Genomic DNA, 13900 nt, shown 5'->3' with positions numbered 1-13900 from the left:
TCGTCGACGACTTCCTCGCGGCCGGCACGCAGATCAAGACGGAGCGCCCGGGGAAAGCCCACGGGGTCGTCCCCGTCGACTCCATCGAGGGGCCGACGGTCCGACTCGCCAACGGCGAGGTCCGGCGCATCGACGACCCCGAGGAGGCGAAGGAAGTCCGCAACGGCGTCGAGAAGGTGCTCGACTTGGGCGAGTACCTCGTCAACTACGGGGAGTTCGTCGAGAACAACCACCCCCTCGCGCCCGCCTCCTACGTCTACGAGTGGTGGGTCAAGGAGTTCGCCGACGCCGGGGCCGACGTGCAGGCCATGGCGGACGACCCCCACGTGGACCTCGAACACCCCGACGTCGACGAGGCGCTCGCGTGGGCCCGCGAGTACGACTGCCCGCTTCACCCCGAGTACACCTACCTCTGGCACGACGTGTCGGTCGCGGCGTTCGAGGCCCTCGCCGAGGCGGTCGCCGACGGCGACGTGGTCGAGGGCGTCCTCGCGGTCGAGCGCACGGAGGCGACCCAGACCGCGCTGGAGGCGCTGCTCGTCGAGCACGTCGCCACGCCGGACGCGCTCCGGGTCCCGACGTGGCGCCCGCTCGCGCGGTCGCTCGGGGTCGACGACGGGCTCCGGAAGACGTGGGACGAGGGCGACCTCTCCCCGGCGGCGCGCTCGTGGGACGACGGCGAGAACGCCGTGCGGGTCGTCAACGAGGTCGCGCCCTTCGAGGTCCGCGAACGCGCGCCGACCCGCATCGGGAACCGGATGGGGCGCCCCGAGAAGTCCGAGAGCCGGGACCTCTCCCCGGCGGTCCACACCCTCTTCCCGATCAACGAGGCCGGCGGCCCCCAGCGCGACGTCGCCGAGGCCGCGAGCGTGATGGACGACTCCGGTCACCGCGGGCGGCTGGAGGTCGAGGTCTCGGACCGGGTGTGTCCCGGCTGCGGCGAGCACACCTACAAGGCGCGGTGTCCGGACTGTGAGATCCACACCGAGCCCCACTACGAGTGCGGCGACTGCGGCACCGTCTGCGAGCCCGACGAGGCCGGCCGCGTCGAGTGCCCGCGCTGCGAGTGGGAGGTGCGGGCGGCGACGTACCAGGAGGTCGACGTCAACGACGCGTACCGCTCCGCGCTGGCGAACGTCGGCGAGCGCGAGGCCTCCTTCGAGATTCTGAAGGGGGTCCAGGGGCTCACCTCGCGGAACAAGACCCCGGAGCCGATGGAGAAGGGTATCCTCCGCGCGAAGAACGGCGTCACCTCGTTCAAGGACGGCACCGTCAGGTACGATATGACCGACCTCCCCGTCACCTCGGTCCGCCCCGAGGAGCTCGACGTCACCGCGGACCACCTCCGGGAGATCGGCTACGAGACGGACATCGACGGCGAGCCGCTGCGCCACGACGACCAGCTCGTGGAGCTCCGGGTCCAGGACATCGTCCTCTCGGACGGCGCCGCCGAGCACATGCTGCGGACCGCCGACTTCGTCGACGACCTCCTCGAACAGTTCTACGGCCTCCCCCGCTTCTACGAGGTGAACGAGCGCGACGACCTCGTCGGCGAGCTCGTCTTCGGGATGGCGCCGCACACGAGCGCGGCAACTGTCGGACGAGTGGTCGGATTCACCTCGGCCGCCGTCGGATACGCACATCCGTACTTTCACGCTGCCAAGCGTCGAAATTGCGATGGAGACGAGGATTGCGTGATGCTCCTCATGGACGGACTCCTCAACTTCTCGAAAGAATTTCTCCCCGACCAGCGGGGGGGACGCATGGACGCGCCCCTCGTGATGTCCTCGCGGATCGATCCCTCCGAGATCGACGACGAGGCGCACAACATGGACATCGTGCGCGAGTACCCGCGCGAGTTCTACGAGGCGACGCTGGACCTGACCGACCCGGAGGAGCTGGAGTACCGCATCCAACTCGGCGAGGACACGCTCGGGACCGACGAGGAGTACCACGGGTTCGATCACACCCACGACACGACGGACATCGCGATGGGCCCGGACCTCTCGGCGTACAAGACGCTCGGCGACATGATGGAGAAGATGGACGCGCAGCTGGAGCTCGCTCGGAAGCTCCGCGCGGTCGACGAGACGGACGTGGCGGAGCGCGTCATCGAGTACCACTTCCTCCCGGACATCATCGGGAACCTCCGCGCGTTCTCGCGGCAGGAGACGCGCTGTCTCGACTGCGGCGAGAAGTACCGCCGGATGCCGCTCTCGGGCGACTGTCGGGAGTGCGGCGGCCGGGTGAACCTCACCGTCCATCAGGGGTCGGTGAACAAGTACGTCGACACGGCCATCGAGGTCGCCGACCGGTTCGGCTGTCGGCCCTACACGAAACAGCGGCTGAAGGTGTTAGAGGAGTCGCTGGAGTCGATCTTCGAGGACGACACCAACAAGCAGTCGGGCATCGCGGACTTCATGTGACGCGCCGCGGTCGAGGCGCGACCGACGCCGTCACGGTACGGGTCGCGACGGCGTGACAGAGTCCGCCGGGGAAGGAAGGGGGGTTTCCGCCGGCGGACCGGGGAGTGGTTCCGACAGGGTTCTCGGGGTGACTTCCAGACGGTGTGTCTCTGATCGAGCGGCCGGGCTGGAAGTCGTCTCCTGTTTGCGTCCTCGCACGCTTGTCCGTTCGGCATGACAGATCATGATTTTTAACGGCGAGGGTCACTGCGGTAGCGGTCGCCCCGTCACCCGCCGTCTCGCGCCTCCGCGACGACTCGCGTGAACTCCCGGGCGGTCTCGGTGATGGCCTCGTAGTCGCCGCGTTCGGCCGCGTCGTAGTCGACGAGGGCGCCGCCGGCGCCGACCGCGAACGCCCCGGCGTCGACGTAGTCGCCCGCGTTGTCCGGGCCGACGCCGCCGGTCGGCATCATCGGGATCTGCCCGAGCGGTCCCTTCATGGCGGCGAGGTGTCCCGGGCCGACCGTCTTCGCGGGGAACACCTTCACGAAGTCGGCGCCGGCCTCGTAGCCGCGGATCGCCTCGGTCGGCGTCATCACGCCGGGTGCGGTGACGGCGCCGTAGCGGTTGCAGGTCTCGATCACGTCCTCGTGGAGGCTCGGCGAGACGACGAACTCCGCGCCGGCCATCAGGGTGGTCCGAGCGGTCTCGCTGTCGAGGACGGTTCCGGTGCCGACGACGACCTCGTCGCCGAACGAGCCCGTCACCTCGCCGAGTTTCCCGGCCACGTCGGGCGTGTCCGCGGTGATCTCGACGGCGGTGACCCCGCCCTCGCGGAGCGCCTCCGTGATCCCGATGAGCTGGTCGGCCTCGACCCCGCGCAGGACCGCGACGACGCCGGCGTCGGCGAGCCGCGAGAGCGTCTCGTTCATACGCCTCGGTCCCGCACCGAGCACTTAAATCCGCGTGGAGACGGCCGCCGTCACGCGGCGGCCGTCGGCCTCGTCGACCCCTTTCGAACCGTGCGACCGATCGGCACGAAATCGCCGGTGATCGCGGCGATCCGCGCCGAAACGGCCGCGGAGAAACACTACCCTTTTGACCCTGCTATCGGTAACAAGCGGTATAATGGGCCGACGCAAGAAGATCGTTCAAGAGTGCGAGCGGCTGATGGACACGCCGGAGAACATCCGGAACATCGCCATCGCCGCCCACGTCGACCACGGGAAGACGACGCTCTCCGACAACCTGCTGGCCGGCGCCGGCATGATCTCCCAGGACACCGCGGGCGAGCAGCTCGCGATGGACACGAAGGAGGACGAACAGGAGCGGGGAATCACCATCGACGCGGCGAACGTCTCGATGACCCACGAGTACGGTGACACCAACCACCTCATCAACCTCATCGACACGCCGGGCCACGTGGACTTCGGGGGCGACGTCACCCGTGCGATGCGCGCGGTCGACGGCGCGCTGGTGGTCGTCGACGCCGTCGAGGGCGCCATGCCCCAGACTGAGACGGTGCTCCGGCAGGCCCTCCGCGAGGGCGTGAAGCCGGCGCTGTTCATCAACAAGGTCGACCGCCTCATCTCGGAGCTTCAGGAGGGGCCTCAGGAGATGCAGGAGCGGCTGATGTCCGTCATCGCCGACGTCAACGAGCTCATCCGCGGGATGGCCGAGAACATGGAGGACATCCCCGAGGACTGGACCGTCTCCGTCGAGGACGGCACGGTCGGGTTCGGCTCCGCGCTGTACAAGTGGGGCGTCTCGATGCCGTCGATGCAGCGGACCGGCATGGACTTCGGCGACATCATGGAGCTCGAACAGAACGACAAACGCGACGAGCTCCACGAGCGGACGCCGCTCTCGGACGTCGTGCTCGACATGGTCTGCGAGCACTTCCCGAACCCGGTCGACGCCCAGCCCCGCCGCGTCCCGCGTATCTGGCGCGGCGACGCGGACAGCGAGCTGGCCGACACGATGCGGATGGTCAACGAGGACGGCGAGGTCGTCTTCATGGTCACCGACATCTCGATGGACCCGCACGCGGGCGAGATCGCGACGGGCCGCGTCTTCTCCGGGACGCTGGAGAAGGGCCAGGAGCTGTACGTCTCCGGCACAGCGGGCAAGAACCGCATCCAGAGCGTCGGGCTCTTCATGGGCTCAGAGCGCGAGGAGGTGGACCGCGTCCCCGCGGGGAACATCGCCTCGGTCACCGGCCTGCGTGACGCCATCGCCGGCTCCACCGTCTCCTCCGTGGAGATGACGCCGTTCGAGTCGATCGAGCACATCTCCGAGCCGGTCATCACGAAGTCCGTCGAGGCCCAGAACATGGACGACCTGCCGAAGCTCATCGAGACGCTCCAGCAGGTCGCCAAGGAGGACCCGACGATCCAGATCGAGATCAACGAGGACACGGGCGAGCACCTCATCAGCGGGCAGGGCGAGCTCCACCTCGAAGTGATCACCCAGCGGATCCGCGACAACCAGGGCATCCCGGTCATCACCGGCGAGCCGATCGTCGTCTTCCGCGAGCAGCCCCAGGAGTCCTCCCGCGAGGTCGAGGGGCAGTCCCCGAACCGCCACAACAAGTTCTACCTCACGGTCGAGCCGATGGATCAAGAGATCGTCGACGCCATCCAGCTCGGCGAGGTCTCGATGGACATGCCCGAACTGGAGCGCCGCGAGGCGTTACAGGAGGCCGGCATGGATAAAGACACCTCGCAGAACGTCGAGGACATCCACCGGACCAACATCCTCATCGACGACACGAAGGGGATCCAGCACCTCAACGAGACGATGGAACTCGTCCTCGAAGGGCTTCAGGAGGCGCTCGACGACGGCCCGCTCGCCGCCGAGCCGGTCCAGGGGTCGCTGTTCCGCCTGCACGACGCGAAGCTCCACGAGGACACCATCCACCGCGGGCCCGCGCAGGTCATTCCCGCGGTCCGCGACGCGGTCCACCGCGCGCTGATCGACGGCGAGGTCCGCCTGCTGGAGCCGATCCAGGACGTCCGGATCGACGTGCCCTCGGAACACATGGGCGCGGCGTCCGGCGAGATCCAGGGCCGTCGCGGCCGCGTCGACGACATGTACCAGGAGGGCGACCTCATGGTCGTCGAGGGCATCGCGCCCGTCGAGGAGATGATCGGGTTCTCCTCCGACATCCGCTCGGCCACCGAGGGCCGCGCCTCGTGGAACACCGAGAACGCGGGCTTCCGCGTGCTCGTCGACAACCTCCAGCGCGAGAAGATCATGGAGATCCGCGAGCGCAAGGGAATGAAGCTCGAGCTGCCGCAGTCGATCGACTACTTCTAACTCCAAGCGCCGGTAGACCCGCGGTCGCGGTCTCCGGCGATTCCACGCGTTTCTGCCGCGCCCTCCGACCGTTTCGGTCTGTCCGTGCCGTGAGTTCACACGCCGGAGAGCGAGGCAACGCCTGCCATCGCCGAAGGCTTATACCCGATCGCCCGACTCCTTTCGGGTATGCAGACGGGCACGACTCCCGCTCGGCGCATCGCGACGGAGCCAGCAAGCGACCGCTCCGCGTCGCCGACAGGACCGTGCCGAACCGCGGCCACACCGCCGGTCGCACCGACCTCGGCTCCGGTCGACGCCGATCCCGCCGCCCTCCCGGAGGTGGCCGCGTGAGCGACGCCCACGACGGGGTCGACGGCCGGGCCGACGACGATGACGCCAGCCCGGACGGCGGGCACGCCTCGGCGACGCCGTCGACGCACACGGTGCGGCTCGAACTCGTCGACGAGCCGGGCCAGCTGCTCGCCGCCCTCCAGCCGATCGCCGACAACGGCGGGAACCTCCTCTCGATCTACCACGAGCGCGGGAACAAGACCCCGCGCGGTCGGATCCCGGTCGAGGTCGACTTCGAGGCGACCCAGGAGCGCTTCGAGGGGATCGTCGAGGCGCTCCGGACCGAGGGCGTGAACGTGATGCAGGCGGGGACGGAGCGGTACGCCGAGGAGGTGACCCTGCTCTTATTCGGCCACCTCATCGACACCGACCTCTCCGACACGCTCTCGCGGATCGAGGCCTGCGAGTCGGCGTCGGTCGCCGACGTGTCGCTGGCGGCGCCGCAAGGCACAGAGGAGGCGTCGAGCGCCCGGCTCCGGCTGGAGGCCCGCGCCGGCGAGACGGAGGCCGCGCTCGCGGCCGTCCGGGAGCTGGCCGAGGAGAAGGAGCTGCGGCTCGTCGAGCCGCTCACGGGGGTGGAGGCGTGAGACTCGCCGTTATCGGCGCGGGCGCGGTCGGGCGCTCCGTCGTCGAGCTCGCGAGCGAGCACGGCCACGAGGTCGTCGCGGTCGCGGACTCCTCGTCGGCGACGGTCGCCGACGGGACGGGCGGCCGGGACGCCGGGGTCGACCCCGACGCCGTTGTGGCCCGCAAGGCGGAGCGGGGGATCGTCGGCGACGGCGACCCCGCGGACGCGCTCGCGGCCGACTACGACGTTCTCGTCGAAGCGACGCCGACGACGCTGGGCGACGCCGAGCCCGGCTTCTCGCACGTGACCCGCGCGCTGGAGCGCGACCGCCACGCCGTGCTCGCGAACAAGGGGCCGGTCGCGGAGCGGTTCGGCGACCTGCGGCGGGCCGTCGCCGACAGCGCCGGCGAGATCCGGTTCGAGGCGACCGTCGGGGGCGCCATTCCGGCGGTCTCGACCGTCGAGGACATCGAACCCGGCCACGTCACGGCGGTCCGGGGGGTGCTCAACGGGACGGCGAACTTCATCCTCACCCGCATGGCCGCGGAGGGGCTCGACTACGACCACGTGCTCGCGGAGGCGCAGGACCTCGGCGTCGCGGAGGCGGACCCCTCCTTCGACGTCGACGGCACGGACGCGGCGCTGAAATGCGTCATCCTCGCGAACGTGCTCTCGTTCGGCGCGGCCGACGACCCGGCCGACGCCCGGGAGTTCGCGCTCGACGACGCCGAGGTGGAAGGGATCCGCGACGTCCCGGGCTCGACGCTCCGGCTCGCCGCCGAGGACGGACGGACGGTGCGGCTCATCGGCGAGGCGACCGGCGAGACCGTGCGGGTCGCGCCGCGGCTCGTCCCCGAGAACGGGACGCTCGCGGTCTCCGGCACGCAGAACATCGTCCAGATCGAGACGACCCACGCGGGCCGGCTCAACATCTCTGGCCGTGGCGCGGGCGGCCCCGAGACGGCGAGCGCGGTGCTCGGCGACGTGGGGCGGCTGGAGTAGGGGTCTCGGATCGCCCGACTGCCGCCCCGCCGTGCGGCGCGATGGCGTGGCCCGCGTTGTCGAGAATCGCCGGACTGCGGCGCGATACTCTGTGGGCCGTATCGAAACCGTTTTAGTGGAATCTACCGAAACTTACTCACAGAGCGCCTTAGCGCGTGATTACCCCATGAGTGACAAACCGCACCAGAACCTGGCCATCATCGGCCACGTCGACCACGGCAAGAGCACGCTCGTGGGTCGCCTCCTCTTCGAGACGGGGAGCGTCCCCGAGCACGTAATCGAGCAGCACCGCGAGGAAGCCGAAGAGAAGGGCAAGGGCGGCTTCGAGTTCGCCTACGTGATGGACAACCTCGCCGAGGAGCGCGAGCGCGGCGTCACGATCGACATCGCCCACCAGGAGTTCGACACGGACAACTACTACTTCACCATCGTCGACTGCCCGGGCCACCGTGACTTCGTGAAGAACATGATCACGGGCGCCTCGCAGGCCGACAACGCGGTGCTCGTCGTCGCGGCCGACGACGGCGTCGCGCCCCAGACCCGAGAGCACGTGTTCCTGGCCCGCACGCTGGGTATCAACGAGCTCATCATCGGCGTCAACAAGATGGACCTGGTCGACTACCAGGAGTCCACGTACAAGGAGGTCATCGGCGAGGTCGAGGACCTGCTCAACCAGGTCCGCTTCGCGACGGACGACACGACGTTCGTGCCGATCTCGGCGTTCGAGGGCGACAACGTCTCCGAGGAGTCCGAGAACACGCCGTGGTACGACGGCGACACCCTGCTGGAGTCGCTCAACGACCTGCCGGAGTCCGAGCCGCCGACGGACGCGCCGCTCCGACTCCCCATCCAGGACGTCTACACCATCTCCGGCATCGGGACCGTCCCCGTGGGACGCGTCGAGACCGGGATCCTCAACACCGGCGACAACGTCTCCTTCCAGCCGTCCGACGTGGGCGGCGAGGTGAAGACGGTCGAGATGCACCACGAAGAGGTGCCCAAGGCCGAGCCCGGTGACAACGTCGGGTTCAACGTCCGCGGCATCGGCAAGGACGACATCCGTCGCGGGGACGTCTGTGGCCCCGCCGACGACCCGCCGAGCGTCGCCGAGACGTTCAAGGCGCAGGTCGTCGTCATGCAGCACCCGTCGGTCATCACCGCCGGCTACACCCCGGTCTTCCACGCCCACACGGCGCAGGTCGCCTGTACGATCGAGGAGATCAACCAGAAGATCGACCCGTCGTCGGGCGAGGTCGCCGAGGAGAACCCGGACTTCATCAAGTCCGGCGACGCCGCGGTCGTCACCGTGCGCCCCCAGAAACCGCTCAGCATCGAGCCCTCCGGCGAGATTCCGGAGCTCGGCAGCTTCGCCATCCGCGACATGGGGCAGACCATCGCGGCCGGCAAGGTGCTCGAAGTCAACGAGCGATAATCGATGCAGCAGGCACGCGTCCGCCTCGCCGGCACGAGCCCCGAGGACCTCGACGACATCTGCGACGACGTCCGCGAGATCGCGGACTCGACGGGGGTCGCCCTGTCGGGCCCGATCCCGCTGCCGACGAAGACGCTCGAGATCCCGTCGCGAAAGTCCCCGGACGGTGAGGGGACGGCGACGTGGGAGCACTGGGAGATGCGCGTCCACAAGCGGCTGATCGACATCGACGCCGACGAGCGCGCGCTCCGCCAGCTCATGCGCGTCCAAGTGCCGAACGACGTCAGCATCGAGATCGTTCTCGAAGACTGAGCGCTAGGGCGTTTCCCTTTCACCCGTTTCGTTTTTTCACGCCGCTAGCGGAGGCACCGTCCACCGGCTTCACCCGCACCGTTACCGCACGTCGAGCAGCCCCGTGCGTCCCGCGACGAGCCCGCAGAACGCGCCGGTCGCGTGGGCGATCAGCGCGACGCCGGGCGCAGCGGTCGTCGCGGTGAGAACGACGGCCGCGAGCCCGAACAGCGCGAACTGCGCCCGGGCGGAGAGCCGCAGCCGATCGAACAGCGTCGCGCTGACGACGTTGCCCGCGAGGAGGTAGCCGCCGAGCGCGAACACCGCGCCGCTCAGGCCCAGCACGGCCGCCGGCGGGCCGAGCAGCCCGCCGACCGTCACCTGTGCGATCCCCGCGAGCGCCCCGGTCGTCGCCACGAACGCGTGGAAGCGGAGCCGGTTCGTCCGGCGCTCGACGAGGGGCCCGACGAGCAGCAGGACGAGCCCGTTCGCCAGCAGGTGACCGATCGACCCGTGCGCGTACACGCTGGTGACGACCGTCCAGGGCGCCGCCGACAGCGGGGTCGACAGCGCGAGGGTCCCCGCGAGGCCGACGAGGCGCAGCGCGCCCTGTGCGATCCCGACGAGCGCGGCGGCCGCGAGGGTTTCGAGGGTCGCGCGCATCGGTCTCCCGTTCGCGGCGGACCGACTTAAGCGCGGCCGCGTCGCCGCCGGGAGGCCGTGTTCCGAACCGTCAGCGTTATATGTTTTAGGGCGGCCTAAATCAACGTATGACAGCCGTACCGCGCCTCGAACGCCCTCGTCCCGGTGCGACGGCCGAGGGGCTCCGACCGACTCGGCGGGGAGGCCGGAGTCCGTGACGGGAACCGGTCTCTGGTCCCGCCTCCGCGCCGGACTCTCGCGGGGGCGGCTCACCGTCCTCGGGACGCTCCTCGTCGTCGGACTCGGGGCAGCGGTCCTCGTTCGAGGTCTCGACGCCGACGCGGTCGTCTCGGCGGTGGCGACGGCCGACCCGACGCTCCTGGCCGTCGCCCTCTGCGTCTACCTGCTCTCGTGGCCGGTCAGGGGGCGGCGGTACGGCGACGTGCTCGCGGCCATGGGCCGCCGCTGCCGGACCGGGTTCCTCACCGCGACCGTCTTCGCCAGCCAGACCGCGAACCTCGCGATCCCCGCGCGCGCCGGCGACGGGGTCCGCGCGTACCTGCTCAGGGAGCGGCGGGACGTGCCGTACCCGACCGGCGTCGCCTCGCTCGCCGTCGAGCGCGCCTTCGACCTCGTGGCGATCGGCGTCCTCGGCGGGGTCGGGCTCGCGCTTCTGCTCCTCACCGGGTGGTCGCCCGGGTCAGGCGAATCGGTGGGAGCCGTCGCGCCGTCGACCGCGCTCGCGGCCGCGGCCGGCATCGCCGCGGTCGCCGCGGTCGCCGCGGTCGCGACCGTCGCGGTCGCTCGGAGCGACCGACGGTTCGGGCCCGCCCTCCGCGATCGGCTCGCGCGCTCGGCGGCCGACCGCCCGCGCCTCTCGCGCGCCGTCGACGCCCTCGTCCGGTTCGGCGCGTCCGTCCGGGTCGTCGCCGCCGACCCCCGCCGCCTCGGTGCGGTGTTCCTGTGGAGCGTCCTCGTCTGGGCGCTCGACGTCCTCACGGCGGTGCTCGTTCTCGCCGCGCTCACCGGCGGGATCGGGGGAGTCGTCCCGACGCCGACCCTGCTCGTCGTCGGGACGCTCGCGGTCAGCGTCGGGAACCTCGCGAAGGTGCTCCCGCTCTCGCAGGGCGGGATCGGGCTGTACGAGGCCGCGTTCACCGGCCTCGTCGTGAGCGCGACGGGGCTCCCGGTCGAGACGGCGCTCGCGGCGGCGGTCCTCGACCACGCGCTGAAGAACGCCGTCACGCTCGCGGGCGGCGGAGTCGCCGCGCTCGCGCTCGGCCTCTCCCCGACGGCCGGCCCCGCGTCGGACGGCGATCCGACCCCTTCAGTGAAGGCCGACGGGGGGAGCGTCGCGGGCGAGTCCGGTGCGAGGGGAGCGGCCGACGACACGCCCGGCGACGACGAGTCGTCGGACGCCGGACCGCCAGACTTTTAGGTCGGCCTAAAAAATTTGGCGTATGGAAGAACGCCGCCCAGACGCCGCGAGCGGGGACATCTGCGTGATCGTCCCCACGATCCGAGAGTACGAGTGCCTCCGCGAGTACGTCGCCAACGCCCGCGAGCACGGGTTCGACGTCTCGCGGCTCCACTTCGTCCTCGTCACCGAGGACTTCTGCGAGACCGAGGAGATGCGCGCCATGCTCGATGACCTCGACATCTCCGGCGAGGTGTTCGACGGCACGCGCCGCGAGGAGTGGTACGAGGCCAACGGGGTCGCGGAGTACGGCCACGTCGTCCCGGCCGCGAGCCACGCCGAGACGAGCTTCGGCCTGCTGTACATGTGGGCCGACGACTCGTTCGACTACGGCGTCTTCATCGACGACGACACGCTCCCGCACGACGACGTCGACTACTTCGGCCGTCACATGGAGAACCTCGCGTTCGGCGGTTCCGTCGAGCGCGTGAGCTCGGACGAGAACTGGGTGAACGTGCTCTACGACAACGCCGACGAACACGGGCTCTACCCGCGCGGCTACCCGTACTCGGCGATGGACGAGACGGTCGAGACGGGGACCGTCGAGGTCGAATCCGGCGAGGTCGTCGCCTCGCAGGGGCTGTGGACGAACGTCCCCGACCTCGACGCGGTCCGGATCCTGATGGACGGTGACTTGGAGGGACAGGCGCAGACGCGGACGAGCGCCGCCGACTTCGGCGAGGACTTTGTCGCCGCGCGCGGCGATTACCTCACCGTCTGCTCAATGAACCTCGCGTTCCGCCGCGAGGTGATCCCGGCGTTCTACCAGCTGCCGATGGACGACAACGAGTGGGACGTGGGCCGCTTCGACGACATCTGGTCGGGCCTGTTCTTAAAGCGCGCCTGCGACGTGCTCGGCAAGCGGATCTACAACGGCGACCCGCTCTGCGAACACAACAAGGCCCCGCGGTCGACCTTCGACGACCTCGCGAACGAGGTCGCCGGGCTAGAGCTGAACGAACACGTGTGGGAGGTGATCGACAGCGTGGAACCGGAGGTTCCACGGGCCGCTCAGACGGCAGAGCCGTCTGAGGACGAGGCGGGCGCCGGCGCCGACTCGTACGAGGCGGTCTTCGACGACATGGCCGACGCCCTCGCGGAGGGCGACTTCGCCGAGTGGAACAACGGCGCGTTCCTCAACCACTGCGGCGAGTACATGCGCGACTGGCTCGACTGCCTCGACGCGATCCGGCGGACGCCGGCGGTCGCGGACGACTGAACCGACACGACTAAAAACGTTTAGGTAAGCCTAAAACACATGACGAACCACGAATCCGACGGACGGAACGGACGCGACATCGGCGAGCGAGACCTGCGACGCCGGAAGTTCCTCGCGGCGGCGGGCGGGGTCGGTATCGCTGGGATCGCCGGCTGTAACGAGACCGACGACGGGAGCGACGGCGGAGACGGCGGCGGGGCGGTCGGCCAGATCGGCTCCGGTCGCACGGGGCGCGACGCCCCCGGCGGGACGCCGATGGCCGAGATGCCCCCGCTGGAGGGCGAACTCACCGTCTACTCCGGTCGGGGGGAGTTCCTCGTCGGCGAGCTCGTCAGCTACATCGACGGGCTGTACGACGACCTCGACCTGACCGTCCGGTACGGCGGCTCCACCGACCTCGTCAACCAGATCGCCAACGAGGGCGAGGGGTCGCCGGCCGACGTGTTCTACTCGGTCAACGCCGGCGCGCTCGGCGCGCTCGCCGACGAGGGGCGCACGCAGGCGCTCCCGGAGGAGATCACCGAACTGGTCCGCGAGGAGTTCCGCACGGAGCAGTGGGTCGGCACGTCCGGGCGGGCCCGGACGGTCCCGTACAACACCGACGAGTTCTCCGAGGACGACCTGCCGGACGACATCATGGCGTACCCCGACGAGTTCGAGGGCGACCTCGGCTGGGCGCCGTCGTACGGCTCCGCACAGGCGTTCGTCACCGCGATGCGGCTGCTGGAGGGCGAGGAGGCCACCCGAGAGTGGCTCGAAGCGATGGTCGAGCGCGGCGCCGCGACGTACCCGGACGAGTTCCGCACGTGTCAGGAGATCGCCGACGGCGAGATCGACGCCGCGTTCACGAACCACTACTACATCCAGCGCGTGCTCGACGGGAATCCCGAGGCGCCGATCGCCACCGCGTTCACCGAGGGCGACGCGGGCGCCGTGTTCAACGTCGCCGGCGCCGCGGTCGTCGACAGCGCCGCCGACGCCGACCTCGCCGCGAACTTCGTGCGCCACCTGCTGTCGGCGGAGGCGCAGGACTACTTCGCGCGGTCCACCTTCGAGTACCCGCTGATCCCAGACGTCGAACCCATCGGCGACCTCCCGACGATCGACGAGCTCGACGTCCCGGACATCGACCTCTCGGAGCTGTCGAACCTCGAACCGACGATCGACCTCATGCGCGAGGCCGGCGTCGAGATCTGACGGTCGCCCCGCGCGC

Annotated in this window: 11 protein-coding genes; 9 read left to right on the top strand and 2 right to left on the bottom strand. The window is 69.9% G+C overall.

Annotated elements, in window-relative coordinates; all coding sequences use genetic code 11:
- The coding region (polC, locus tag SD626R_RS01210) for a DNA polymerase II large subunit (protein ID WP_092562353.1) at positions 1-2426 on the top strand (2426 nt) is incomplete at its 5' end.
- Between the two features lie 266 nt (positions 2427-2692).
- Here polC and SD626R_RS01205 read toward each other — a convergent pair.
- On the bottom strand, positions 2693-3337 hold the full coding sequence (locus tag SD626R_RS01205) for a bifunctional 4-hydroxy-2-oxoglutarate aldolase/2-dehydro-3-deoxy-phosphogluconate aldolase (RefSeq protein ID WP_092562350.1): 645 nt from the start codon (positions 3335-3337) through the stop codon (positions 2693-2695).
- Between the two features lie 196 nt (positions 3338-3533).
- On the opposite strand from SD626R_RS01205, the gene SD626R_RS01200 reads away from it, so the two are divergent.
- From SD626R_RS01200 to rpsJ, 5 genes are all read left to right on the top strand, one after another.
- On the top strand, positions 3534-5723 hold the full coding sequence (locus tag SD626R_RS01200) for an elongation factor EF-2 (protein ID WP_092562347.1): 2190 nt from the start codon (positions 3534-3536) through the stop codon (positions 5721-5723).
- A gap of 329 nt (positions 5724-6052) precedes the next feature.
- The gene (locus SD626R_RS01195) at positions 6053-6643 is read left to right on the top strand and encodes an amino acid-binding protein (RefSeq protein ID WP_241996786.1); all 591 of its coding nucleotides are present in this window, start codon (positions 6053-6055) and stop codon (positions 6641-6643) included.
- Positions 6640-7626 carry a homoserine dehydrogenase gene (locus SD626R_RS01190; protein WP_092562341.1) on the top strand — a complete coding sequence of 329 codons (987 nt, stop codon included), beginning with the start codon at positions 6640-6642 and terminating at the stop codon, positions 7624-7626. The genes SD626R_RS01195 and SD626R_RS01190 overlap by 4 nt, the downstream gene beginning before the upstream one ends.
- A gap of 166 nt (positions 7627-7792) precedes the next feature.
- Entirely contained in the window at positions 7793-9058 is a 1266-nt protein-coding gene (gene tuf / locus SD626R_RS01185) for a translation elongation factor EF-1 subunit alpha (RefSeq protein ID WP_092562338.1), read from the top strand.
- A 3-nt stretch (positions 9059-9061) separates the two neighbouring features.
- Positions 9062-9370, top strand: a complete 309-nt coding sequence (gene rpsJ, locus SD626R_RS01180; RefSeq protein WP_004048854.1) for a 30S ribosomal protein S10 — start codon at positions 9062-9064, stop codon at positions 9368-9370.
- An 81-nt stretch (positions 9371-9451) separates the two neighbouring features.
- Here rpsJ and SD626R_RS01175 read toward each other — a convergent pair whose 3' ends face one another.
- The gene (locus SD626R_RS01175; RefSeq protein WP_092562335.1) at positions 9452-10012 is read right to left on the bottom strand and encodes a rhomboid family intramembrane serine protease; all 561 of its coding nucleotides are present in this window, start codon (positions 10010-10012) and stop codon (positions 9452-9454) included.
- A 193-nt stretch (positions 10013-10205) separates the two neighbouring features.
- Here SD626R_RS01175 and SD626R_RS01170 point away from each other — a divergent pair, with 193 nt between their 5' ends.
- From SD626R_RS01170 to SD626R_RS01160, 3 genes are read left to right on the top strand one after another with little or no spacing between them, the layout of a single operon-like run.
- Positions 10206-11429 (top strand): lysylphosphatidylglycerol synthase transmembrane domain-containing protein, encoded by a 1224-nt coding sequence (locus SD626R_RS01170; RefSeq protein ID WP_092562332.1) that lies wholly within the window; start codon positions 10206-10208, stop codon positions 11427-11429.
- Between the two features lie 22 nt (positions 11430-11451).
- Positions 11452-12687 (top strand): alpha-1 4-glucan-protein synthase, encoded by a 1236-nt coding sequence (locus SD626R_RS01165; RefSeq protein WP_092562329.1) that lies wholly within the window; start codon positions 11452-11454, stop codon positions 12685-12687.
- 39 nt (positions 12688-12726) lie between these two features.
- Entirely contained in the window at positions 12727-13884 is a 1158-nt protein-coding gene (locus tag SD626R_RS01160) for an extracellular solute-binding protein (protein WP_092562326.1), read from the top strand.
- The last annotated feature ends 16 nt before the right edge of the window (positions 13885-13900 follow it).

Source organism: Halorubrum sp. SD626R, assembly GCF_001261915.1.
Classification (GTDB): Archaea; Halobacteriota; Halobacteria; order Halobacteriales; family Haloferacaceae; genus Halorubrum.
The sequence above is the reverse complement of the archived record's forward strand: the minus strand, read 5'-3'. Positions and strand labels throughout refer to the sequence as shown.

Coding starts and splice junctions, on each gene's coding strand:
- rpsJ (WP_004048854.1), top strand. CDS start 9,062: ATGCAGCAGGCACGCGTCCGCCTCGCCGGCACGAGCCCCGAGGACCTC.
- SD626R_RS01165 (WP_092562329.1), top strand. CDS start 11,452: ATGGAAGAACGCCGCCCAGACGCCGCGAGCGGGGACATCTGCGTGATC.
- SD626R_RS01175 (WP_092562335.1), bottom strand. CDS start 10,012: ATGCGCGCGACCCTCGAAACCCTCGCGGCCGCCGCGCTCGTCGGGATC.
- SD626R_RS01200 (WP_092562347.1), top strand. CDS start 3,534: ATGGGCCGACGCAAGAAGATCGTTCAAGAGTGCGAGCGGCTGATGGAC.
- tuf (WP_092562338.1), top strand. CDS start 7,793: ATGAGTGACAAACCGCACCAGAACCTGGCCATCATCGGCCACGTCGAC.
- SD626R_RS01160 (WP_092562326.1), top strand. CDS start 12,727: ATGACGAACCACGAATCCGACGGACGGAACGGACGCGACATCGGCGAG.
- SD626R_RS01205 (WP_092562350.1), bottom strand. CDS start 3,337: ATGAACGAGACGCTCTCGCGGCTCGCCGACGCCGGCGTCGTCGCGGTC.